The sequence below is a fragment of the Massilia agrisoli genome (assembly GCF_020831365.1).
GTDB classification, from domain to species: domain Bacteria; phylum Pseudomonadota; class Gammaproteobacteria; order Burkholderiales; family Burkholderiaceae_D; genus Telluria_A; species Telluria_A agrisoli.
The window spans coordinates 125,693-148,122 of record NZ_JAJHPV010000009.1 but is presented as its reverse complement, the minus strand read 5'-3'; the positions used below and the strand labels follow the sequence as shown (position 1 = coordinate 148,122).

The 22,430-nt window shown below is 64.8% G+C and carries 21 protein-coding genes; 12 read left to right on the top strand and 9 right to left on the bottom strand.

Going from position 1 to position 22,430, the window contains the following annotated elements:
• Positions 1-48: 48 nt before the first annotated feature.
• Entirely contained in the window at positions 49-2,322 is a 2,274-nt protein-coding gene (locus LMJ30_RS05140) for a nitric-oxide reductase large subunit (RefSeq protein ID WP_229431272.1), read from the bottom strand.
• A gap of 348 nt (positions 2,323-2,670) precedes the next feature.
• On the opposite strand from LMJ30_RS05140, the gene hemN reads away from it, so the two are divergent.
• Entirely contained in the window at positions 2,671-4,098 is a 1,428-nt protein-coding gene (gene hemN, locus LMJ30_RS05135) for an oxygen-independent coproporphyrinogen III oxidase (protein ID WP_229431271.1), read from the top strand.
• Between the two features lie 80 nt (positions 4,099-4,178).
• Positions 4,179-4,487: a c-type cytochrome gene (locus tag LMJ30_RS05130; protein WP_229431270.1), complete on the top strand. Its 309-nt coding sequence runs from the start codon at positions 4,179-4,181 to the stop codon at positions 4,485-4,487.
• A gap of 57 nt (positions 4,488-4,544) precedes the next feature.
• On the opposite strand, the gene LMJ30_RS05125 is transcribed toward LMJ30_RS05130, so the two are convergent.
• The 6 genes from LMJ30_RS05125 to ipdC are packed head-to-tail and all read right to left on the bottom strand — an operon-like array spanning position 4,545 to position 11,631.
• Entirely contained in the window at positions 4,545-7,022 is a 2,478-nt protein-coding gene (locus LMJ30_RS05125; protein WP_229431269.1) for an adenosylcobalamin-dependent ribonucleoside-diphosphate reductase, read from the bottom strand.
• Positions 7,023-7,035: 13 nt separating this feature from the next.
• Positions 7,036-7,527, bottom strand: a complete 492-nt coding sequence (locus tag LMJ30_RS05120) for a cupredoxin domain-containing protein (RefSeq protein ID WP_229431268.1) — start codon at positions 7,525-7,527, stop codon at positions 7,036-7,038.
• Positions 7,524-8,012, bottom strand: a complete 489-nt coding sequence (gene ubiT / locus LMJ30_RS05115; RefSeq protein ID WP_229431267.1) for a ubiquinone anaerobic biosynthesis accessory factor UbiT — start codon at positions 8,010-8,012, stop codon at positions 7,524-7,526. Before ubiT ends, LMJ30_RS05120 begins: the two co-directional genes overlap by 4 nt.
• On the bottom strand, positions 8,009-8,902 hold the full coding sequence (locus tag LMJ30_RS05110) for a U32 family peptidase (protein WP_229431266.1): 894 nt from the start codon (positions 8,900-8,902) through the stop codon (positions 8,009-8,011). The genes ubiT and LMJ30_RS05110 overlap by 4 nt, the downstream gene beginning before the upstream one ends.
• A 19-nt stretch (positions 8,903-8,921) precedes the next feature.
• A complete protein-coding gene (gene ubiU / locus LMJ30_RS05105; protein WP_229431265.1) occupies positions 8,922-9,944 on the bottom strand; it encodes a ubiquinone anaerobic biosynthesis protein UbiU in 1,023 nt (340 codons plus the stop codon).
• Positions 9,945-9,960: 16 nt separating this feature from the next.
• Complete coding sequence (gene ipdC, locus LMJ30_RS05100) at positions 9,961-11,631, bottom strand: indolepyruvate/phenylpyruvate decarboxylase (protein WP_229431264.1); 1,671 nt, start codon at positions 11,629-11,631, stop codon at positions 9,961-9,963.
• 208 nt (positions 11,632-11,839) lie between these two features.
• Here ipdC and LMJ30_RS05095 point away from each other — a divergent pair, with 208 nt between their 5' ends.
• The 4 genes from LMJ30_RS05095 (at position 11,840) to LMJ30_RS05080 (ending at position 15,511) form a co-directional block, all read left to right on the top strand.
• On the top strand, positions 11,840-12,583 hold the full coding sequence (locus LMJ30_RS05095) for a DNA-binding protein (protein ID WP_229431263.1): 744 nt from the start codon (positions 11,840-11,842) through the stop codon (positions 12,581-12,583).
• A gap of 76 nt (positions 12,584-12,659) precedes the next feature.
• A complete protein-coding gene (locus LMJ30_RS05090; protein WP_229431262.1) occupies positions 12,660-13,082 on the top strand; it encodes a MarR family winged helix-turn-helix transcriptional regulator in 423 nt (140 codons plus the stop codon).
• Between the two features lie 119 nt (positions 13,083-13,201).
• The gene (locus LMJ30_RS05085) at positions 13,202-14,005 is read left to right on the top strand and encodes an SDR family NAD(P)-dependent oxidoreductase (RefSeq protein ID WP_229431261.1); all 804 of its coding nucleotides are present in this window, start codon (positions 13,202-13,204) and stop codon (positions 14,003-14,005) included.
• Positions 14,006-14,299: 294 nt separating this feature from the next.
• The gene (locus LMJ30_RS05080) at positions 14,300-15,511 is read left to right on the top strand and encodes an EAL domain-containing protein (RefSeq protein WP_229431260.1); all 1,212 of its coding nucleotides are present in this window, start codon (positions 14,300-14,302) and stop codon (positions 15,509-15,511) included.
• On the opposite strand, the gene LMJ30_RS05075 is transcribed toward LMJ30_RS05080, so the two are convergent.
• A complete protein-coding gene (locus LMJ30_RS05075; RefSeq protein ID WP_229431259.1) occupies positions 15,503-16,414 on the bottom strand; it encodes a LysR family transcriptional regulator in 912 nt (303 codons plus the stop codon). The genes LMJ30_RS05080 and LMJ30_RS05075 overlap by 9 nt on opposite strands.
• 147 nt (positions 16,415-16,561) lie before the next feature.
• Here LMJ30_RS05075 and LMJ30_RS05070 point away from each other — a divergent pair, with 147 nt between their 5' ends.
• Genes LMJ30_RS05070 through LMJ30_RS05060 form a run of 3 tightly spaced genes read left to right on the top strand, consistent with a single transcriptional unit; the run spans position 16,562 to position 18,413 of the window.
• Entirely contained in the window at positions 16,562-17,578 is a 1,017-nt protein-coding gene (locus LMJ30_RS05070) for a zinc-dependent alcohol dehydrogenase family protein (RefSeq protein WP_229431258.1), read from the top strand.
• The gene (locus LMJ30_RS05065) at positions 17,575-18,060 is read left to right on the top strand and encodes a nuclear transport factor 2 family protein (protein ID WP_229431257.1); all 486 of its coding nucleotides are present in this window, start codon (positions 17,575-17,577) and stop codon (positions 18,058-18,060) included. Before LMJ30_RS05070 ends, LMJ30_RS05065 begins: the two co-directional genes overlap by 4 nt.
• Positions 18,057-18,413 (top strand): hypothetical protein, encoded by a 357-nt coding sequence (locus LMJ30_RS05060; protein ID WP_229431256.1) that lies wholly within the window; start codon positions 18,057-18,059, stop codon positions 18,411-18,413. The genes LMJ30_RS05065 and LMJ30_RS05060 overlap by 4 nt, the downstream gene beginning before the upstream one ends.
• Positions 18,414-18,502: 89 nt before the next feature.
• Here LMJ30_RS05060 and LMJ30_RS05055 read toward each other — a convergent pair whose 3' ends face one another.
• Entirely contained in the window at positions 18,503-18,742 is a 240-nt protein-coding gene (locus LMJ30_RS05055) for a hypothetical protein (protein ID WP_229431255.1), read from the bottom strand.
• Between the two features lie 99 nt (positions 18,743-18,841).
• On the opposite strand from LMJ30_RS05055, the gene LMJ30_RS05050 reads away from it, so the two are divergent.
• The 3 genes from LMJ30_RS05050 (at position 18,842) to LMJ30_RS05040 (ending at position 22,424) form a co-directional block, all read left to right on the top strand.
• Entirely contained in the window at positions 18,842-19,069 is a 228-nt protein-coding gene (locus tag LMJ30_RS05050) for a DNA-binding protein (protein WP_229431254.1), read from the top strand.
• A 109-nt stretch (positions 19,070-19,178) separates the two neighbouring features.
• Complete coding sequence (locus tag LMJ30_RS05045) at positions 19,179-19,397, top strand: hypothetical protein (protein WP_229431253.1); 219 nt, start codon at positions 19,179-19,181, stop codon at positions 19,395-19,397.
• A 195-nt stretch (positions 19,398-19,592) separates the two neighbouring features.
• Positions 19,593-22,424, top strand: a complete 2,832-nt coding sequence (locus tag LMJ30_RS05040) for a type VI secretion system Vgr family protein (RefSeq protein WP_229431252.1) — start codon at positions 19,593-19,595, stop codon at positions 22,422-22,424.
• Positions 22,425-22,430 lie beyond the last annotated feature (6 nt).

Here is a 22,430-nt window from a genome sequence, read left to right as displayed (position 1 = left end):
CTGGTTGGTGATGCCGGCTGCGGGTGGCGCAGCCGGCGGGTCTTACACTTACTTGGCGGCGGTCAGCGAGCTGGCCAGCTTGCGCTCTGCGCGCTTCTGGAACACCAGGCGCCACATGAACAGAGCCAGGAACACGATACCGATCGAGAACACGATATCGCCTGGTACGCGCAGCCAGACCATGGTCTCCATGAAGCTGGAGTGAACCACTTCCGGCGAACGTGCGTACCACACGCCGCGGGTGATGCTTGCCCAGGCCTGGTAGATACCGGCTGGGACCAGCGACAGGAACACCATCATCGACAGGCCGAGGTTAAGCAGCCAGAACGCTGGACGCAGGGCCGAATCGGACCATGCCAGGCGGTCGGTCAGGCCGCGCAGGCAGAACAGCATCAGGCCGATACCCAGCATGCCGTACACGCCAAACAGTGCGGCGTGGCCGTGGGCTGCCGTCATGTTCATGCCTTGCATGTAGTACAGCGCGATTGGGGTGTTGATCGCAAAGCCCAGCAGGCCGGCGCCAACGGTGTTCCAGAAACCCACTGCGATGAAGCACAGGATAGGCCACTTGTAGGTTTCCACCCATGGCGCGGCTTTCGAACGCTTGTAGTTGCGGAATGCCTCGATACCGATGATCGACAGCGGTACCACTTCCAGGGCCGAGAACATCGAACCGATCGCGATGACCGAAGTCGGCGTGCCGGTGAAGTACAGGTGGTGCAGGGTGCCCAGGATGCCGCCGAACAGGAACACGATCGTTTCGAGCACGATGGCGCTGTTGGCCGAAGCGGCGCGAATCAGGCCAAGGCGGGTGAACAGCAGTGCGATGACGGCGGTGGCGAACACTTCGAAGAAGCCTTCGACCCACAGGTGGACCAGCCACCAGCGCCAGTATTCAACCATCGAGTAGTGCGTGGTCTTGCCCCAGGTGAGCGAGGTGGCGTAGAAACCGCCGATGCAGACAGCAGCCAGGAACACCATGGCGATCAGGCCGCGGCTTTCGGAAGGCTTCTTCAGCGCTGGCCACAGGCCACGGCCAAGCAGGGTTGCCCAGAACAGCAGGCCGACGAACAGCAGGATCTGCCAGACGCGGCCCATGCTGGTGAATTCGAGGCCCTGGTTACCGATCCAGAAGGCGAAGTCGGTGCCCTGCTTCTGCAGGGTGCCCAGCCAGCCGAACAAGGTCGAACCGGCGACGATGAACAGCAGCGCGTAGAACAGCACGTTGACGCCGAGCGCCTGGTACTTTGGCTCTTTGCCCGAGATGGCCGGTGCGATATACAGGCCGGTGGCCAGCCATGCGGTGGCGATCCACAGCACCGCGAACTGGGTGTGGATGGTGCGGGAGACGGTAAATGGCAGGATCTCGGCCAGCGGGAAGCCGAAGAAGCTGGTGCCCTCGACCGCATAGTGCGCGGTGATGACGCCCATGCCGACTTGCGCCAGGATCAGCGCCACCACCACGAAGAAGTACTTGCGCGTGGCTTTCATCGAAGCGGTAGGCTTCAGGTCAAACAGCGGGTCGCTCTTTGGCGGAGCGGGATCGTCTTCTTCCTTGTGCATGCCGTGGAAGAAAACCATGCCGGCGATCGCGCCGATCATCAGGATCACGCTGGCGATCGACCAGATACCGGCACCGGCCGTTGGTGTGTTGTCAACCAGCGGTTCGTGCGGCCAGTTGCTGGTGTAGGACAGGCCGGTTTCGCCTGGGCGGTCGGTGGCGGCTGCCCACGCGGTCCAGAAGAAGAAGCCGGTCAGCGACTTGCGGTCATTCGCTTCTGGAAGCGCGTTCGGCGTCATCGCATACTGTTCGCGCAGGGCGTCGAGTGCAGCGGCGTCGCCGAACAGGTCGTCGAAGTGCTGCGCGGTCTGGCGCACCGCTTCGGCGCGGATCGGCGAGAGCAGCAGCGTGTCGGACTTGGCGTCGTAGGTGTTGGTGCGCAGCTCGGTCTTGACCAGCACGTCGACGCGGGCCTTGTCGCCTGCATCGAGCTCGGCGTACTTCAGCTTGAAGTCGCGCAGCGCGAACAGGTCTTGCAAGGCCAGCGCCTCGCGGTGGAGCCAGTCGGCCGACCAGTCGGGCGCCAGGTAGCTGCCATGGCCCCAGACGGTGCCCAGCTGCTGGCCGCCGGCCGAGAGCCAGGCCTGCTGGCCGTACTGCAGGTGGTCTTTGGAGAACAGGATGTCGCCGTCGGCAGTGCGGACCTGCGTCGGGATAGGTGGCTTCTCAAGGTAGATCTCGCGGCCGACCCAGCCAAGGGCGGTAAACGAAAGTACGCAGATGATTGCTAGCCATGTCCATAGTTTGCGCGTGGAGTGCATGACAATTTCCTTATTGATGTGGTGAAGGTGAAGCGGGGTGAACGATAAGATGCATTTTATTAGTATGTTTTATAATCTGCAAATGAAATGGCTGTTTAAAATTGATCTGGTTTAGGTAATTGTTCAGTTAGTGAAGAAGCGTGAACACGGCGCGACACTTGCAGCAGGACCCGATGGTAGCCGGGAGCCGCCCGCCGGGAACATGATGTGGATCAAATTTTTCCTACAAGCAGCGCGCCGTGCAAATATAGTTTGGAAACGCACATTTGATATTGCCGGGTGCCGTGCTCGTCACTAACATGGATGCTGAATATATGTTAGCGGCCAGCCGCTTACCTTCAGGAGAACATGTTGAGTGATACCACCTTTGCCCCGTCCACGGCTGTCCAGTTCGACGCGCAGCTAATCGCCAAAATGAGCCAGCAGGGCCCGCGCTATACGTCCTATCCCACCGCCGACCGGTTCCGCGCCGGTTACGGCCACAATGAATATGCGGCGGTGGTCGCCGGCCTGGGCAACGCTGCGGCGCGGCTGCCGCTGTCGCTCTACCTGCACATCCCGTTTTGCGAATCGCTGTGCTACTACTGCGCTTGCAACAAGATCATCACCAAGGAACACGAAAAGGCCGAGCTTTACCTTGGCTACCTGATGCGCGAGATCAGCATGCAGGCGCAGCTGCTGGGAAGCGAGCAGCGTGTCGAGCAGCTGCACCTGGGCGGCGGCACGCCGACCTACCTGTCGGACGCGCAGATGGACAGGCTGATGGCGCACCTGCGCAGCAGCTTCGAGTTTGCCGACGACAGCACCGGCGAATACTCGATCGAGATCGATCCGCGCACAGTCGACGGCGACCGTATCCGCTCGCTGCGCAGGCAAGGGTTCAACCGGGTCAGCCTTGGGGTGCAGGACTTCGATCCTGAAGTGCAGAAGGCGGTCAACCGCATCCAGCCCGATGCGCTCACCCTCGACGCCATCGCCGCCGCCAGGGAAGCGGGCTTCCGCTCGATCAGCATCGACCTGATCTACGGCCTGCCCAAGCAGACGTTGACGACCATTGGCCAGACCCTGGCCAAGGTGGTGGCGGCAAGCCCTGACCGCATCTCGATCTACAACTACGCGCATATGCCGCAGCTGTTCAAGTCGCAGCGCCTGATCGTCGACGCCGACCTGCCGTCCGACCAGGACAAGCTGGCCATGCTCGGCCTGTGCATCGAACGCCTGACCGCCGCCGGCTACGTCTACATCGGCATGGACCATTTCGCCAAGCCGGACGACGAGCTGGCGGTGGCCCAGCGCAGCGGCCAGCTGCACCGCAATTTCCAGGGCTACTCGACGCATGCCGACACCGACATGGTGTCCTGCGGGGTATCGGCCATCAGCGCGGTTGGCAACTCGTACTGCCAGAACGAGAAGTCGCTGGAGCGCTACTACGCCGGGCTGGACGAAGGACGCCTGCCGGTGGCGCGCGGGATCGAGCTGACGCGCGACGACGTGATCCGCCGCGACGTGATCGGGCGCCTGATGTGCGACTTCCGCCTGGGCGTGCGCTCGGTGGAGCGCGCCCACGGCATCGAGTTCGACGCCTACTTCGCCCCCGAGCTGGCGCGGCTGCGCGAGTTCGAAGCCGACGGCCTGCTCGACATGTCGGCCTCCGAGCTGACGGTGACGCCGAAAGGCCGGCTGCTGGTGCGCAACCTGTGCATGGTGTTCGACAAGTACTTCGGCACGCCGAGCGACATTCCGCTCACGCGCATGCGCTACTCGAAGACCATCTGATCTTAAGGCGCTTCAAGGATTTGTAAACGGCCCCGGCCTACAATTATTCCGCCGTGTTTGCGGCTTTATGGGAGATGTAAATGAAAACCGTATTACTCGTTTTACTTGCATGCGCAGGCATCGCGATGGGCGGCCAGGCGCGCGCCAACGCCGACCTGGCCAAGGCGAAGAACTGCATGGGCTGCCATGCGCTCGACAAAAAGGTGCTGGGCCCGGCGTTCAAGGACGTGGCCGCAAAGTACAAGGGCCAGAAGGACGCGGAAGCGAAGATCGTGACCAGCCTGACCAAGGGCAGTACCGGCGTCTGGGGCCCGATGGCCATGCCGCCGAATGCCCTGAGCGCGGCCGAAGCCAAGACCCTGGCCGGCTGGGTGATGGCGCAGAAGTAGAAGTAAATGTAAATGCAGGCGTTGAAGGCCCGGCATTGCGCCGGGCCTTTATTTTTTCTAACCGCAGCTGCCGATGTAGTGGCATTCAGCGCAATGGCTGCAGCCGTCGATCTTGCGCAGCGCGTGGGCGCCGCACTCCGGGCACTTGCGCCCACCGTTCTGAACCGGCGCCGCGGCGACGTCGCCGAGCGCGAGCGCACTCGGCGCCGCTGGCGCGGCCGACGCTGCGGCCAGCTGGCGCGCCAGTTCGGCCACCGGCACCTGGTTGCCGTAGCGGTCGAGGAATCCACGCCGGATCAGCACGCGCTGCAGCATGAAGGCGATCGCCGCCACTTCCGAATCGTGATACACGGGCACTTCGCTGCCATCGTCGCGCGTCAAGGTGCCGCAGCGAACCGGTCCCTTTTCCCACACCACTTCGCGCATGTCCGCCAGCGCCTTGGCCACCGAACTGCCGGCCCGCGCGACCAGCGATAACAGGCGCATGGTCGAGGTGCTCCATTGCTGGCCGTCGCTGCGCTGGTTGGTCGGCATGAAGAACTCGAACGGCCGCTCGATGACCACGGGCTGCCCTGCGAGGCGTCCTTCGACGCGGATGAAGCTCACCGTCAGGTAGGCCGCCTTGCTGCCTTCCTGCGTCGAGTAGCGGACCTTGCAGGTGACCGATTCGAGCTCCCCCGGCGCGCGGCTGTCGAAACGCTTGCGCAGCGGGTCTTCGTCCGGCAGGGCCGATGGCTGGGCCGCCGGCGCCACGCTCAGGACGCTGTCGAGGCCTGCGTTGGGGCGGTAGGTTGCCAGCCCTTTCAAGCCCGCGCGCCAGGCGTTGCGGTACAAGTCCTTGAAGTCTTCATAAGGATAGTCCGCCGGCACGTTGACGGTCTTTGAGATCGCGGTGTCGATAAACGGCTGGACCGCCTGCATCATGCCAAGGTGGTCGCGCGCGGCCATCTGCAGCGCCGTGACGAACTGCGGCGGCAGCGCCGCATCGTCGCTGACGTCGTGGCCGAGGTGGCGGTACAGGCGCCACGCATGGTCGGCCACCTCGTAGGAACGGGTACTGCCGTCGGCCATGCGCTTCTTGCGGTGGTAGACCCACGAGAACGCCGGCTCGATGCCGTTCGATGCATTGTCGGCAAAGGCGAGCGTGATGCTGCCGGTGGGCGCAATCGACAGCAGGTGGGAATTGCGGATGCCGTGTTCGGCGATCTGTTCGCGCAGCTCCCCGGGCAGGCGCGAGATGAACTGGCCGGCCAGGTAGGCCTCGGCGTCGAACATGGGGAATGGCCCCTTTTCGCGTGCCAGCTCAATCGAGGCGACATAAGCCGCGTTGCGCAGTTCTTCGGCGATGCGGCTGGCCATCGCGCGCCCTTCATCGCTGTCGTAGGCGATGCCCAGCATGACCAGCGCACTGCCCAAGCCAAGGAAACCAAGGCCGACGCGGCGCTTGTTGCGGCCTTCTTCGGCTTGCTGCGGCAACGGCCACTCGGTGGCGTCAAGCGCCAGGTCGAGCATGCGCACGCCGATGGCGGCCACCTGGCGCAGGCGCTCGAAATCGATCGCGGCCTCGGCGGTGAAGGGGCGGTCGACAAAGCGGGTCAGGTCGACCGAGCCGAGGTCGCAGCATCCGTACGCCGGCAGTGGCTGTTCGCCGCAAGGATTGGTGGCGCACAGGCGCTCGGCGTAATAGAGGTTGTTCTCCGAATTGATGCGGTCGATGAACAACACGCCTGGCTCGGCGTGGTCGTAGGTGGAGGTCATCACCGCATGCCACAGCGACGCCGCATCGACGGTGCGGTAGACCCAGCTGCCGTCCGGCCTTTGGAAGGCGCCTGCCGCGATCTGGTCGTCGGCCGGTTCGGCCGCGTGCACCAGTTCAAACGGCGCGCCCGCTTCAAGCGCCTGCATGAAGGCGTCGGTGACGGCGATCGACAGGTTGAAGTTGGTGAACGAGCCATTGTGTTTGGCGGCGATGAAGCGCTCGATGTCCGGATGGTCGATGCGCAGCACGCCCATCTGGGCGCCGCGGCGCGCGCCGGCCGATTCCACCGTCTTGCAGGACGCGTCGAACACTTCCATGTACGACACCGGGCCGGAGGCGCGCGAATGGGTGCCCTTGACCTTGCTGCCGCAGGGGCGGATGGCGCTGAAATCGTAGCCGACCCCGCCGCCGCGGCGCATCGTCTCGGCCGCTTCGGCGACCGCCGTGTAGATGCCGGGCAGGCCCTCGTGCCAGCCGGTCACCGAATCGCCGACCGGCTGCACGAAGCAATTCATCAAAGTGGCCTTCATGCCCATGCCGACGGCGGAGTTGATGCGCCCTGCCGGAATGAAGCCGTGCAGCTGGGCCCACAGGAAGCGTTCCTCCATGGCGTCGCGCAGCTCGGCGCTTTCGTACTGGGCCAGCGAGCGCGCCACGCGCGCCTGCACCGCCCCGATGGTCGCTTCGCTGCCCTTGGCGTACTTTTCACACAGGACATCGACCGAGACCTCCTGCGGCGGGAGCGACCGGTTCAACATTTTTTCGTTGGCGTTCATGTTTGTCCTGGTATCAGGTTGTCGGATGCTCGACGGTGAGCGAGCCGGTCATGCCCGACTCGTAGTGCCCGGGCAGCAGGCAGGCGAATTCAAATTTGCCTGGCCGGTCGAACTGCCAGATGATCTGCTGGCTTTCGCCGGGCGCCACATGCGCCATGTACGGTGCGCCGTGCGCCATGCCCGGCTCCTCGCGCATGGCCGCGCGGTGCTTCTCGATCTCCTCGCGGGTGCCAAGCACGATCTCGTGCAGCACTTCGCCGTCGTTGCGGGCGATGATCTTGACGGTCTGGCCGCGTTCGACCACCAGGTCGCCGGGCGTGAAACGCATCGTGTCGGCCATGCCGATGGTGACGGTGCGGGTGACGTTCGACAGCTGGCCGGCGCGCCCGGCGCCGGTGACGGTGGCGCCGTGGCTTGCATCGGCGTTGCCGGTGTGTGCGAAGGCGGTCAGCGGGACAAAGAAGGTCGCTGCGATAACCGCAGCGCCAGTAAGGCGGGAAGTCATGGTGTGTCCTTGTGGGTTGAAGCAGGCCGCGGGCGCAGGTGCGCGACGCGCTGCAGGAATAAGTCAAAGGCGCCGAGGTCGAAGGCGTCGAGGCAGTTCTTGAAGATCAGCCCCAGCTCGGTGTCGCCTTCGAGCAGCAGGCGGCGGCTGAAAAACAGGCTGTCGGGGTCTTCCTGGCGGCGCGCCATCAGCCACAGGTCATTGAGCGATGCGGCGACAGTCAGGTCGGGCTGCGCGACCGGGTGCAAGGCCACAAAGGCTTTGCCGCGCCAGCAGACATCGAAGGCGATGCCAAGGTTGATGATGCGCAGCCGCAGGGGCCGCGCTTCGAGCGCCGCGCGCACGTCGGCGGGCAGCTGCCGCGCGAGCGTCGCATTAAGCATGCGCGCGAACAGCCACGAGCCGGGATAGGCGGGCAGGCGCGAGGTGAAGCCCGCTACGGACAGGGGCGGCAGGCCGCTTGCGGTACGCTGGCGCCAGTTCATGCGGCCACCTGGTCCATGCCGGGAACGCCGTACCAGTAGCCATTGCAGGCTTCGCCCGGGAGCAGCGGTTCCAGCTGCTGGCGCGCCTCTTCCGCGCCCAGCAGGCCGCGCCGCGCCTGGTCGTAGATCTCGAGCACCCGTACCGTGCCGGTTGCCTGCGGGCTGATGCGGATGATGTCCACGCCGGCTTGCGCAAGCTGGGCCAGTTCGCCAATCAGGCAATAGACGCTGGACGATTGGGTCTGCGTTCCGTTCAAGACCAGGAAGGGCTTGTGCTCGCGCGTGCGCAGCAGCAGGCCGTCGGGATGCTCCATGCAGCTGAATTGGCAATCGTCCTTCGGCAGGTTGCGGTTGCGCGCGGTGAAGCAGCGCGCCGAGAAGGCCAGCGGCATGCGGCCGTGCGCGAACACCTCGGTCTCGATGCCGGCCGGGCCGTCGCGCAGCACATCTGCCAGCTGCTCGCGGCCCATTTCAAGCGGCGGCACCCAGCGCGTGGCGCCAAGTTCGGCAAGCATGGCCAGCGACGGGCCGTTGTACAGGTTGAGATGGGGGCCGGCGACAAACGGCGTTGCCGGCGGCAGGCTGTGGACCGCGCCGAAATCGTTGGCTTCGACCAGGTAGCGGCCATTGGCAGTGATTTTGCGCAGCGTGGCCAGCTCGGTGTTGGCCTCGATCAGCGCCTGGGTGGACAGCACCACTTGCTTGCCGGCGCCGGCCAGCAGCTCGGCCACGTCGAGCCAGTCGCTCAGTTTAAGTTCGTGGCGGCGCGAGCACACGGTCTCGCCGATGTAGACGATATCGGCCGGTCCTTCGGCCACCTGCTGGTAGAACTCGAAGATGATGGCGCGCGGCCAGTAGGTCAGGACAGGCCCCAGGGCCAGCTTTAACATGGGAAGACTCCAGTAGATTTTATTTCCAGGCACGGTGATATGCGCCCAATGTGTGCTGCTGCCCTTCGGCCACCTTGCCGAGCGACGCTTTCCAGCCAGGGTTGACGGAATAGCGCGCCGGGTTGTCGCGGCAGGCGTCGAGCGCCGCGCGCCAGACCTTGGTGACCTGGGTGACATAGGCAGGGCTGCGCTGGCGGCCTTCGATCTTCACGGCGCGTACGCCCGCGTCGATCAGCTGCGGCAGCAGCTCGAGCGTGTTCAGGCTGGCCGGCTCCTCGATGGCGTAGTAGCTTTCGCCCTCCACCTCGAAGCGGCCCTTGCACAGCGTGGGGTAGCTGGCGTTTTCTTCCGGCGCGTAGCGGTCGATCAGCACGCCGTTCAGGCGCGCCTCGACGCCTTGCGGCGTGCCGACCCAACGCACCGCCTTGGCCGGCGAACACACGCCGTGGGTATTCGGCGATTCGCCGGTGGCGTAGGACGACAGCGCGCAGCGGCCCTCGACCATCACGCACAGGCTGCCGAAACCGAACACCTCGATCTCCACCGGCGTGTTGGCGATCAGCTGGCGTACCTGGGCCATCGACAGCACGCGCGGCAGCACCGCGCGCGAAATGCCGAAGTGGCGGTGATAGAAGTTGATCGCTTCATAATTGGTGGCCGAGCCTTGCACCGACAGGTGCAGGCGCAGGTTGGGATGGTGCTCGGCCACCCAGGCCATCAGGGCCGGGTCGGCGCAGATCAGCGCGTGCACCCCGGCCTCGGCGGCGCGGGCGGCGGCGCTGCGCCAGTCGCGCCAGCTGCCCGCCTGTGGATAAGTGTTTAGCGCGACCAGCACCTTGCAGCCTTGCCGGTGGGCGTAGGCGATGCCCTGCTCGATGGCCTGGTCGTCGAAATTAAGCCCGGCGAAGTTGCGGGCATTGGTGGCGTCGCGAAAGCCGAGGTAGACGCAATCGGCGCCGTTGTCGACCGCCGCCTTCAGGGCGGGCAGGCTGCCTGCGGGGCAGACCAGTTCCGGGACCTGGTGGGTCTGTGGTGTATTCATGTTGTGGTATCCGGTGTCAGAGGGCTGGCTCGAGCTCGCGCGGCACTGCCACGGCGACTGCTTGCGCGGGGCGCTGCAGGCGGCGCACGCCGTCGACAAAGCGCGCCAGCGTGTCGGAGACGGTACCGCGCGGGATCATCACCTCGATCAGCTCGAACTTGCCGCGCCGGCCGAGCGCCGCGTCCAGCGCCTCGCCCAGTTGGGCGCGGGTGGCGACACGGCTGCCGCGGCCGCCGAGCGCCTCGGCCATGTCGGCGAAATGCCAGTCGCTCAGGTCGGTGAAGCCGGAGTCCGGCTCGAACGCGCGCAGCATCTCCCAGCTGCAGTTGTTAAAGACGATGACGACCGGGTCCCAGCCGTAGCGCTGGCAATTGCCCAGCTCCCAGCCAGTCATCTGGAAGGCGCCGTCGCCCACCAGGACGATGGGACGGCCGGCGCCGGCAGCCTGCAGTCCAAGGCCGGCCGGAACGCCATAGCCCATGGTGGCGTAGTAGCCGGGTGCGACCAGGTCGGTGTGGGCGATGTCGAGGGCGGTGAACAGGCAGTCGCCGATGTCCGCCGCCAGCGGCAGGCCGGGGTGCTGCGCCAGTACGTCGTTGAGGGCGCGGGCGATATCGCGCGGGGCGATGCTGGCCGCGTCGCGCTTCAGGCCGCGCGGGTAGATCGCCGGCTGCAGCTGGATCGCCGCTTCGCTGAGCGCGTCGCCGCGCGCCAACAGGGCGTCGACCAGCGCTTCCAGCGACACGCCCGGATAGACCTGGTAGTCCATCGTGACGGCGCCGTCGCTGGCGCGGATGCTGCGCTGCAGGTCGATCTTGTTGCCTGAAATGCCGAAGTTCGTGTCCGAAACGATCACGCCCAACATCAGCAGGGCATCGGACTGCTCCACCGCCGTAGTGAGCTGGGCCGGCCCGGCCACGCCGAGGTAGGTGCCGAGCAGTGGCGCATCGGTGTCGGCCAGCAGGCCGCGGCCCATGAAGGTGGTCACCACCGGGATGTTGAGCAGGCGCGCCAGGCGGGCGACCTTTTTCTCGATGCCGTAGCGGCGGATTTCGACGCCGACCAGCAGCACCGGGGCGGCGGCAAGCGACAGGCGCGCGAACACGGCGGCGGCGCAGGCCGCCAGCGTGTCGGGGTTGACCGCGGGCGCGGCCAGGCGCGGCGCGCGCGCGCAAGGCGCGTTGACCAGGTCGCGCGGCAGTTCGATATACACGGGGCGCGACTGGGCCAGGCAGTTGGCCAGCACGCGCGCCAGGTCTTGCGGGGCGCGCGCAGGATCGTCCAGCACGACCTGGTCGCAGGTGATTTCGCGGAAGATGGCCAGCTGCGAGTCGAGCGTCTTGGCCTGGTGGTGCAGCAGGTAGCCACTGGTGCGCTCGGCGGCGCCGGGAGCGCCCGAGATGACGACCAGCGGCACCTTCTCGGCATACGAGGAGGCCACCGCATTGACCATGTTGAGCGCGCCAGCGCCATAGGTGACGGCGGCCACGCCAAGGCGGCTGTGGTAGCGCGCCGCGGCATCGGCGGCGAACCCGACGGCGGGTTCATGGCTCAGGGTGTACATTGGCAGGATGCCGGAGGTTTCGATTTGGCGGAAGAAGGCCAGGACGAAGTCGCCGGGGATGCCGAAAATTTCACGCGCGCCGTGGTCGCGGAGTGCGTGGAGGAGTGCCTGTGACAGGTTCATGTGTAGGCTCAATGGAAAAAATAGGCACAGGATGGTGCATGCGCAATGTATCCCGCGCCGACCTTGTGCCGCCTTAAACTGCCTTAAGGAATCTGAACGCGAATGGCTGTACACACGGCGCTACACTCTGGGGCACCAGGCGCCAATGTTGCCGTTGGGTAGCGTATGATTCGTTACCGCAATTAAATGCAATTCACTGGAGAAGGCGATGTCACGCCAGGAAGTCACATTCGACCAAGTTTCGGCGGCGGCCATCGGCTTGCAGAACGATGGCGAGCAGGTCACCATCGACGCGGTGCGCGAGGTGCTGGGCACCGGTTCACCTTACACAATTCACAAGCACCTTACCCAGTGGCGCGCAGGCCAGGCCAAGCCGGCAGAAGCGCCGAAGGTGGAGATTCCGGAGGCGCTGGCCGCTGCCCTGGGCGCCTGGGCGCAGCAATTTGCGCACGATGCGGGCGCCGGCGTGCGCGAGGCGCTGGAGCAGTCCGAGAGCGACATGGAAGCCCTGCTGCAATCGGGCGAAGCGCTGGAGGAAGCGCGCGAAGAACTGGCGGCCGAGGTGGAAGCGATTACCTCCGAACGCGACCAGGCCATGGCGACCGCCATCGAGCGCAGCGAAGAAATTGAACGGCTGACAACTGAGCTGCGCGACGCGCGCAAGGTGGCCACCGATGCGCTGGTCGGCAAGGCAAAGGACCAGCTGGCGATCGACGGCAAGGATGCGCAGCTGGCAACCCTGCGCGAGCAGGTCGAGCGCAATGTGGCGGCGCTGGCGACCGAGTCGGATGCGCGTCTTGCCGCCGAAATGGAGCTGGTTGGCGCCGTGACCGCGCGCGACAATTTCGCCGCCGAAATCGCCGAATTGCGCACCCAGCTCGACGCCGCCAAGTCCGAGCGCAACGCGCTGCGCGAGCAGGTGCGGCGCGCAAAACCAGCCACCGCAAGCTAAGGTTCGCCCGCGTCGGGAAATGCGGGCGACGAAATTAGTGCTTGACATGTGTGTGCACACACATCAAAATCGCAGCATGCCTACCACCGAACGCCTTGATTCCTGCAACTGCTTTGCTTCGCGCAAGGCGGCGCGCCTGATTACCAAGATGTACGAAGACCATCTTGCGCCCGCCGGCCTCACCAGCTCGCAGTTCGCCTTGCTCGCCCACCTCGACGAAGCGGGCAGCGCATCGATCAAGGAACTGGTCGAGGCGCTGGCGATGGAACGCACCAGTATCGTGCGGGCGTTGCAGCCGCTTGAGCGCGACGCGCTGGTGGACCAGGCGGTCGACCAAAACGATGCGCGGCGCCATGTCATCAGCCTGAGCGCGGCGGGGCGCGAGCGCCTCCAGCAGGCCATTCCCTTGTGGCAGGAAGCCCAGGCGGAATTCGAACGCATCTTCGGCGCCGGCCTGGCGCAACAGATGCGCGAATCAATACGGGGACTCAGCAGCTAACTTGATTCAGCCAGTGCCAGCGACGCGAGCACTGGCTTGCAGTACAGGGGTTTGTCCGAATATGTGTGTACACACATGTCAGCGCGCCCGTTTTATTTAACTGTCCATAGGAGAGCAACATGAACGATTCGAACCTGGGCACTGCCCTGATCACCGGCGCATCGACCGGCATTGGCGCCTTGTATGCGGAGCGGCTGGCAGCACGCGGCTACGACCTGATCCTCGTGGCGCGCAACGAAGACCGGCTCCAGGACCTGGCCGGGCGCTTGGAGCAGCACAGCGGACGCAAGGTCAGGACGGTGCGAGCCGACCTGACCGTCGACGATGAGCTGCGCCAGGTCGAAACCTTGCTGCGCACAGACAGCAGCATCACCATGCTGGTGAATAATGCCGGTGTCGGCGCCACCGGCCCGTTGCTGGAATCGGACATCGGCAAGATGGACGACATGATCGCGCTGAACGTCACCGCGCTGACCCGCCTGACCTATGCAGCGGCGCCCGGCTTCGCCGCGCGCGGACACGGCACCTTCATCAACATTGCTTCCATCGTCGCGATCGCACCCGAGCTGCTCAATGGCGTGTATGGCGCGACCAAGGCCTATGTGCTGGCGCTGAGCCAGTCGCTCAAGCATGAACTGGGCGAGCGCGGCGTGCGCGTGCAGGTCGTGCTGCCCGGCGCCACCGCGACGGAGTTCTGGAGCGCGGCCGGCCTGCCGGTCGAGCACCTGCCGCAAGAGATCGTGATGCGCGCCGACGCCATGGTCGACGCGGCGCTGGCCGGCCTGGACCTGGGCGAGTTCGCCACCCTGCCAGGGCTGGAGGACGGCGCCAAGTACCAGGCGTTCGAGTCGGCCCGCACCGCCATGCATGGCGAACTGTCGGGCAGCGCGCCGGCAAGCCGCTACACGGGCCGGCCAGCCTGAGCCGGCGCGGGTCGGCGCGTGCGCGTCAACTGTTTGGAGTCAACGCAGCGCGGCCGGCTTACCGCAACCACGCCCATCGCGCGAAGTGATCGTCATCCGACCACAGCGGCGAAGCCGCTGGGTCCGCCGCGTCCTCGGTCCAGCCCCGGTAAGGGGATGGTGATCGATGAATCGATTGCCTGCAGGTCGCTTTCCCCAGGCCGGCGCGCCGGCCCCGGCGGCATCGGACCGGGCTTGACGGCCTGCCTTTATCGGTAGATAAAGATGTTATCGGCATCGGCGGAGTGGCGTGCCATGGCTACCGTGATTGAGAGCGAGATCGTCCAGGGACTGCGCAATGGCGAGTTCATCCTGTACTACCAGCCGAAGGCGTCGCTGGTCACCAACCGCATCGTGGGCGCCGAGGCGCTGGCGCGCTGGCGCCGTCCCGACGCCCTGGAAGTCCCGCCGGGCGTGTTCATCCCGCTGGCAGAACGCAGCTCGCTGATCAGGCAACTGACGCTGCAGTTGCTGGACAGGCTGCTGGAGGACGTAGCGGGTAACGGCCTGGGGCAGGGCTTGTCGGTTTCGCTCAACGTTTCCGCGCGCGACCTGGAAGACGCAACCCTCACCAGGACGATCTTGCATGCCCTTGCGCACCGGCGATTGGCGACGACCGTCCTCGAACTTGAGATCACCGAGACCCAGGCGTTGCAGGGCGGCGAACGCATGCTGTCGAACGTGCAGGCGCTTGCCGAGGCCGGGATCGGCCTGGCCATGGACGACTACGGCATCGGCTACTCCACCATGGACACGCTGAGCCAATGGCCATTTACCACGATCAAGCTGGACCAGGGCATTGTTGGCAGGATGCTCAATTCGCCCAAGAACGCGACCATCGTGCGCTCCTCGATCAGGCTCGGCCACGAGCTTGGCCTGAGCGTGGTGGCAGAAGGCGTGGAATCGCCGGAGCAGCACGATTTCCTGGTGGAGTCGGGCTGCAGGGTGGCACAGGGCTACCTGATCAGCCGTCCTTTACCGTTCAACGAATTCGACGTGTTCCGGCACAACATCGGCAAATGCCACGGGATGCCGATCGGGCTGGTGTACATGGCGATCCTCGACCACATCCAGTGGCGCCGCCAGATGGTCAGCTACGCGATCCAGCGCACGGCCCTGCCGAAGGACTCGCCGGTCCGCCAGCTCGACGGCTTTCCGGCCCTGTGCCTGACCCAGTGCGCGCTGGGCAAGTGGTATAACGGCGAAGGCCGCTACTTCGCCGACAATCCCATGTACCAGGCCATCGACGCGCCGCACCGGGCGCTGCACGATGTCGGCGCCAGGATCGTCGAAGCGGTGCGCGCCGGCGCGGGCCTGCGCGATATGGCGCCGCTGCTGGGCGGGTTGAAACAGGCTTCCACCAGGCTGGTCTGCCTGCTGGAAGACCTGGAAGACGCTGGCCTGGAGGCCCTGTACACGGCGCCGGAGCCGGACTGCCCGGCTGCCTCGCAGGCATCCTTAGGGTGAAGCAAGCCGGTGGCGATGCCTGAACGTGTCGTGCAGGAACTCGACGAATACCTTCACTTTGGCGGCGCGCAGCTGGCGCTGCTGGAACAGCACAGCAACGTCCGGCCCGGGGGCCATCCAGTCGGCGAGCAGCGGCACCAGCGCGCCGCTGGCGATCCTTTCCTGGACCGAGATCGACAGCACCTGGATGATGCCGCTTCCGGCCACCGCCGCGCTGACCAGGCTTTCGACGTGGTCGGTGACAAGGATCCCGCGCGGGGCCACCGCGATGGCCTGGCCCTCATGCTGGAAATACCAGGGCCGGATGCGGCGCGACTTCGGGTAGAGAAAATTGAGGCAGTCGAAACCGTCCAGGTCGTCCGGTGAGCGCGGGCTGCCGCGCCGCGCCAGGTAGTCGGGTGATGCGCAGCAGACGTAGCGGGTGCTTGCCAGGGTCTGCGCGACCAGGCGGGAATCGGGCAGGTTGCCGATCCTGACCATGACGTCGATGCCTTCATCGACCATGTCGACCAGCCGGTCATTGGCGCTCATGCGCACCGTCACATCCGGATAGTCCAGCAGGAACCGCGGCAGGGCCGGGGCAACGATATGGTTGCAGATAATGCCGGGCATATCGACCGTCAGCAGGCCGCCCGGCGCCGCAGTCGACTGGCGCAAGGCGTCTTCCAGTTCGCCCATGAGGCCCAGCATGCGCACCGCGTTGTCGTAACACTGGCGCCCCTCGTCGGTCAGCGACATGCTGCGCGTGGTCCGGTGCAGCAGCTTTACGCGGAAGCGCGCCTCCAGCGCCGCGACCTGGTTGGTGACCGACGACGTGGAGATTCCCAGCCGATCGGCGGCGCGCCTGAACCCTCCCGACTCCACGACACTGCAAAAAACTTTCAAGGCATCCAGGCGGTCCATGCTCTTCCTTCACGAGGGCTTCCACGAAGCGAAGCCATTGTAGCCGTTCAATTGTTCACGAATTCGAAATACTGCATTGATCAATGCCTCATTTATCCCGCCGTGCGCCGGTCCTACACTGGTGCATACCGATCAAAAGGAGTGTTCATGACTACCCCAACCACGATGAAAGCTGTCGTCCTCGAATCCTTCAACAAGCCGATGGCCGTGGCCGATGTCGCCCGCCCCGTGGCAGGGCCTGGCCAGGTGCTGGTGCGGATTGCAGCGAGCGGCGTCAATCCGCTCGATACCAAGATCGCCGCCGGCAAGGCGGACCATGCCCGCAGCGTATTGCCGGCGATCCTGGGCATCGACCTGGCTGGCGTGGTCGAAGCAGTCGGCCCGGACGTCGCCGGATTCGCGCCGGGCGACGAGGTGTATGGCATGACCGGCGGCATCGCCGGCGTGCAGGGCTCGCTGGCCGAGTATGCCGCGGTCGACGCCGACCTGCTGGCGCACAAACCGGCGAACATGTCGATGCGCGAAGCCGCCGCCTTGCCGCTGGTCTTCATTACCGCTTGGGAAGGCCTGGTCGACCGGGCCCGGGTGCGCGCCGGCGCGAAGGTGCTGGTGCATGGCGGCGCAGGCGGCGTCGGCCACATCGCGGTGCAGATCGCCCGCGCCTTCGGCGCCGACGTTTACGCGACCGGCGAGGCCAGCCAGCGCGCAACGATCGAGGCTTACGGCGCCACCGCCATCGATTTCCGCGCTGTCACGGTCGACGAGTATGTTGCGCGGTTCACCGATGGCGAAGGGTTCGACATCGTGTACGACACTGTCGGCGGCGCCGTGCTCGATGCCTCGTTCCGCGCTGCGCGCCTGTACCACGGACACGTCGTCAGTTGCCTCGGCTGGGGCACCCATGCCCTTGCACCGCTGTCGTTCCGTGCGGCGAGCTATTCCGGCGTGTTCACCCTGCTGCCGCTCATCAGCGGCAAGGGCCGCGCCGCCCACGGCGCCATCATGCGCGAAGCCAGCCGGCTGGTGGAAGCTGGCAAGGTCAAGGTGCGCGTCGATCCTGGCCGCTACACCCTGGACAGCGTCGCCGATGCCCACCGCGACCTGGCCGAAGGCCGGGCCGAGGGCAAGCTGGTGGTGTCGGTAGCAACAGGAGAGCAAGCATGAGCAAGGAACGGGAAGTACAGCAGGTGCTCGCGAAATATGTGCGCGCAGCGGACAGGCGCGACGGGGCGGCGATGAGCCAGTTGTTCGTCGAACAGGCGCAGGTCGAGATCTTCGAGGGCCAGCAGGCGCCGCGGCAGATCGGCCGCATCGAAGGAGCGGGCGCCATCGGCGCGGCCGTCGCGGGACTGATGGAGCCGCACCCGGCCGGCGGCTGGAGCCATCATACGACCCACGACCCGATCGTTGAGGTTGACGGGGACGCGGCGACAATCGATGCCCAGTTCATCGTATATGACACGGTTGGCGCAACGAAGCCGCCGGCGGGCTGGCCCGGCAATGCCTTCGGGGCACAGGGTACGGTCATGCCGATCGAAGCGGGCTATTACCGTTCGCGGCTGGTCCGCGAGGACCAGCAGTGGAAGATTGCCGAACATCGCATCTATCTCGACCTGCCGATGGCATTTCCCGAGAGCAGCACGTGAGCGGGGCGACCTCCATCCCTGTGGCGGGGCAGGTGAGCCCCGGCGATGAGGCGGTCGAGATCGTTACATTTCGACTGGCGCAAGGGGTTTCCTTCGCCGGCTTCGTCGCTGCCAACCGGGAAATAGACGCCTGGCTGCTGCAGCAGCCAGGCTTTAAGTCGCGCCGGATCGGCGAGCAGCCCGGCCCTTGCGTTGTTGATGTGCTGCTGTGGGAATCCGAGGCCGCGGCGCGTGCCGCGATGCACCGGATGATGGATGAGCTAGGCGATTCGCCTGTGCATGCGCTGATCGATCAGGAGACGGTTAGCTGGACAGTTGCAAGCATCAGGCACAGGCAGGAAATCGATGGATGAGGGGGGATGCTATCCTATTAGGCTCGCCAATTCGAACAGTGTGTTGCGTTGACCGGTTGAATCCGCAACCCAAAGCGGACCTTCCCTCTCTATGCCTGTTTCTTCTTTTCTTTTGCTTCCTTGAGGATCGACGTGCACTCTTCCGCCGTAGGAATCGTGCGTTCGGTAATGATGTCGTACCACCCGCCGCAGTTAGGATCAGGGCAGCCACAGACAGTCGCTCGTATGGGATGCATGGTTAAACCAACCCGTTTCCGTATAGAGTTTGTTCGCTCTTCGCTCTTGATGAGATCGACGATCGCCCCGGGCTTCAAGAATTTTCCGACCATTGTGTTCTCCTGATACGGAACCAGATTAAAGCTGACAAAACGCGTCGGTAATGCGACCGCGTTTGGCCGAGCCGGCCGATGAACTCAGCATAGCAGGTCTTGCCGAACAATGGCGAGCAGGTCACCATCGACGCGGTGCGCGAGGTGCTCGGCACCGGTTCACCTTACATAATTCATAAGCACCTCGCCCAATGGCGCGCAGGCCAGGCCGAGCCGGCCGAAGCGCCGAAGGTGGAGATTCCGGAAGCGCTGGCCGCTGTGCCGGGCGCGTGGGCGCAGCAATTTGCGCACGACTCGGGCGCTGGCGTGCGCGAGGCGCTGGAGTAGTCCGAGAGCGACATGGAAGCCCTGCTGCAATCGGGCGAGGCGCTGGAGGAAGCGCGCGAAGAGCTGGCGGCCGAGGTGGAGGCGATTACTGCCAAAGAGGCTGGCGACCTTGCGCGACCAGTTCGAGCGCAACGTGGCGGCGCTGGCGACGGAGTCGAATGCGCGACTTGCCGCCGAGATGGAGCTGATTGGCGCCATGACCGCGCGCGACAATTTTGCTGCCGAAATTGCAGAACTGCGCACCCAGCTCGACGCCGCCAAGTCCGAGCGCAACGCGCTGCGCGAGCAGGTGCGGCAGGCTAGACAGCTAACCCTCGTGAATGCATGATTCTGCGGGCGTTAAGCGATAGTTTTTGCTTAATCGCATCACGCCCTGCTTAACGTACGTCAATAATCTTTTTTTTCGACAGCACCGCGCGAACACCATCATCCGGGCTTTACCAGGACTCTTTTGCTTCCCACGCAAAACAGACCATGGCCTTCCAGGACTTGTGTCGCGATCGGTCGCCAAGGACGATGACAGATGGCACATACTCGCACCATGCATGATCTTCGGCTTGCCCTTTCGAGGCTTGGCACGCGCGATCGCCCTTTAGGACTGGCGCTTGCCCACGCAGACGGAGTGGATGAAGATGTACTGCTACCCCAGAGGATAATCGGCACGGAAGCCGTCTGCGGCGGCTTCGAATACCGCATTCTGTGCGTAGCCGATAATGCAGGGCTACCCCTGAAAGAGTTTATTGGCTTACCCGCCGAACTACGGGTGGTCACCGACCGCGGGCAGCGTCGCCGCATCTGCGGAATTGTCACCGAGGCAGCATCGGGCCAGAGCGACGGCGGGCTGGCGACCTACCAACTGGTGATGCGCGATGCGCTGTCGGTCATGGAAGGCCGGACCAACACCCGGGTGTTCCGCAACCAAAACGAGCTGGACGTCATTAAGACGCTGGTGGCCGAATGGCACGAGCGCAACTCTGTGCTGCGCGCGACGTTCGAGCTCCAGGTCGGCGCGGGGCTTGGCCGCAAACTCGCACCCCGCGAATTTATCATGCAACACAACGAGTCGGACGCCGCTTTCATCCGGCGTCTTCTGCAGCGCCGCGGTATTGCTTGGTTCTTACGATCCGGCCTGCCAAGCAGTTTTTCCCGAAGCCACGCTCAGCAGGAAGCAATCGGGCATACACTGTTCCTGTTCGATGATGTCAGCCAGCTCGAACAGAATGCGGCTGGCAGTGTGCGCTTTCACCGGGACGACGCCACGGAGCAGCGCGACGCTATTACCGGCTGGAGCGGCGTACGCACCCTGCGGCCTGGCAGCGCTTCTTTGCACACCTGGGACTATAACAATCCATCCAGCGCCGTGTTTATGGAAACCTGCGCGCAATCACGGACCGATCAGGGCAGGCGCGGGAACGAACTGGCAGCCAGCCTCGATGACTACTACGTGGCGGCGCCGCGCCTGAGTGACAATGCACGAGACCTGACCGATTTGGGCTATGCGCAAATCGCGCACTATGAGTATGAAGCCAAGAGCTTCCACGGTGAAGGCGGCGTGCGCGACCTGGCGGTAGGTGAATGGTTCAGCCTTGAAGGCCACCCCGAGATTGACACCCACCCGGCAAAAGAACGCGAGTTCGTCATCACAGCGCAGCACATCGCGGCCCAGAACAACTTGCCGGTCGAGGTCGGCGCTCGCGTCGAGCGGTTGTTCAACCGCAATGGCTGGAGTCGGGGCGACTACGCAGTTTTTGCGAATGGCGACGGTGAGCCGATCCGCTACAAGACGCGCTTTACCTGCGTGCGACGCGGCATTCGTATCGTCCCGCCGCGTGCCACGTTGCCGCAGCCGGCGTTGCAGACGGCAATCGTGGTCGGCCCCACGAACGAACAGGTCTGGTGCGACGAAATGGCGCGCGTCAAGATCCGCTTTCCGGCCACGCGCCTGCAAGACCACGAACACGCCAACGGTGTCGGTAGCTCGGACTCGGACGCCGATTCGGCCTGGGTACGTGTGGCTTCCAACTGGGCCGGCAACGGTCCCGGTACCGCCGGACAGTGCGGTACGCGCCTGCTGCCTCCGGTCGGCACCGAGGTACTGGTCGGATGGGCCGGTGGCGATCCCGACAAGCCGATCATCATTGGCCAGCTGTACAACGGCAGTGGCCTTCCGCCCGCATTCCGCCATGAGGGCGGACTGCCGAACACCAAGTACCAATCGGGCATTCGTTCGCGCGAAATACGCGGCAGGCGTGGCAACCAGCTACGTCTGGACGACACTACTGGCCAGATCAGCGCGCAGCTGGCGAGCGATCACGCGACCACGGAGCTCAACCTTGGCTATCTGACCGAGCTGCGCCAGGACGTCAGCGCCGCTCCGCGCGGCGAAGGCGCGGAGTTGCGTACCGACGAAGCGATCGCACTGCACGCTGCCAGAGGCATCTTGCTGAGCACATGGAAGCTGCTGGGAGGCGCGGGCTCGAAGGGCAGCCAGCTTGCGCGAGACGACTATCTGGGGCTATTGCGCGAGTGCGGTGAACTGTGTGCCGCGCTCGGCAACTTCGCGGCCGAGCATAACGCCATGCCGATCGACATCAAGGAGCAGGACGAACTGCTGTCCCGCTTCAAGAAGTGGGAAGACGGCAGCAACACCGCACCCAAGGCAGCCGAGCCGGGCGAGCCAGTTATCGGCGTCACATCCCCGGCAGGTATTGGTTTTGCCAGCAGCAAGGCCATCGTCAGCTACTCAGCCCGGAACATCGACACCGTAGCGCAGCAACACCTGCAGATGACCGCCGGCCAACGTTTCAGCCTGAACGCCGGCAAAGGGATTTCCATGTTCGCGCAGAATGGTGGACTCACCGGCATTGCGCACTTCGGCAAGTTGCTGCTCCAGAGCCAGCACGATGACATCGACATCAACTCGGCCAAGAACCTGAATGTGACCGCTACCGAAGGCACGGTCATGGTCTGTGGAAAGGTCATCCTGCTAGTGGCGGAAGACGGCTCATTCCTGAAGCTGGGCGACGGTCCACCGGTCTTGGGCAGCAAACAGCCGCTCAAGTTCTACGCACCGGACTTCCTGTACGACGAGCCCGAGAGCATGACGGCCCAGTTCCCAAAATTCGGCGAGGGCGGCGCCGACCTGAAGCTGGCGGTGCACTACGCGCGCGGGACGCCGCTCGATAACGGTGACCGGCCGCTGGGCGGCGCCGTCAAGGACGCCAAGATGAAAATCGGGCTGAGCGACGGCAGCGACATGCAGGTGCGCAGCGGTGCCGATGGCAAATCCGAACTGATCGAGCGCAATGCCATGCACATGGCGGAAATCAGGCTGATGCGCGGCGGCGAACTATAGCCCTAT

Bases quoted from the DNA above. Each gene is read 5' to 3' on its own strand.
- ubiU (WP_229431265.1), bottom strand. From the start codon at position 9,944: ATGAATACACCACAGACCCACCAGGTCCCGGAACTGGTCTGCCCCGCA.
- LMJ30_RS05040 (WP_229431252.1), top strand. From the start codon at position 19,593: ATGGCACATACTCGCACCATGCATGATCTTCGGCTTGCCCTTTCGAGG.
- LMJ30_RS05120 (WP_229431268.1), bottom strand. From the start codon at position 7,527: ATGACTTCCCGCCTTACTGGCGCTGCGGTTATCGCAGCGACCTTCTTT.
- ipdC (WP_229431264.1), bottom strand. From the start codon at position 11,631: ATGAACCTGTCACAGGCACTCCTCCACGCACTCCGCGACCACGGCGCG.
- LMJ30_RS05080 (WP_229431260.1), top strand. From the start codon at position 14,300: ATGGCTACCGTGATTGAGAGCGAGATCGTCCAGGGACTGCGCAATGGC.
- LMJ30_RS05095 (WP_229431263.1), top strand. From the start codon at position 11,840: ATGTCACGCCAGGAAGTCACATTCGACCAAGTTTCGGCGGCGGCCATC.
- LMJ30_RS05085 (WP_229431261.1), top strand. From the start codon at position 13,202: ATGAACGATTCGAACCTGGGCACTGCCCTGATCACCGGCGCATCGACC.
- LMJ30_RS05130 (WP_229431270.1), top strand. From the start codon at position 4,179: ATGAAAACCGTATTACTCGTTTTACTTGCATGCGCAGGCATCGCGATG.
- LMJ30_RS05055 (WP_229431255.1), bottom strand. From the start codon at position 18,742: ATGGTCGGAAAATTCTTGAAGCCCGGGGCGATCGTCGATCTCATCAAG.
- LMJ30_RS05075 (WP_229431259.1), bottom strand. From the start codon at position 16,414: ATGGACCGCCTGGATGCCTTGAAAGTTTTTTGCAGTGTCGTGGAGTCG.
- hemN (WP_229431271.1), top strand. From the start codon at position 2,671: ATGTTGAGTGATACCACCTTTGCCCCGTCCACGGCTGTCCAGTTCGAC.
- LMJ30_RS05070 (WP_229431258.1), top strand. From the start codon at position 16,562: ATGACTACCCCAACCACGATGAAAGCTGTCGTCCTCGAATCCTTCAAC.
- LMJ30_RS05065 (WP_229431257.1), top strand. From the start codon at position 17,575: ATGAGCAAGGAACGGGAAGTACAGCAGGTGCTCGCGAAATATGTGCGC.
- ubiT (WP_229431267.1), bottom strand. From the start codon at position 8,012: ATGAACTGGCGCCAGCGTACCGCAAGCGGCCTGCCGCCCCTGTCCGTA.
- LMJ30_RS05140 (WP_229431272.1), bottom strand. From the start codon at position 2,322: ATGCACTCCACGCGCAAACTATGGACATGGCTAGCAATCATCTGCGTA.
- LMJ30_RS05125 (WP_229431269.1), bottom strand. From the start codon at position 7,022: ATGAACGCCAACGAAAAAATGTTGAACCGGTCGCTCCCGCCGCAGGAG.
- LMJ30_RS05110 (WP_229431266.1), bottom strand. From the start codon at position 8,902: ATGTTAAAGCTGGCCCTGGGGCCTGTCCTGACCTACTGGCCGCGCGCC.
- LMJ30_RS05090 (WP_229431262.1), top strand. From the start codon at position 12,660: ATGCCTACCACCGAACGCCTTGATTCCTGCAACTGCTTTGCTTCGCGC.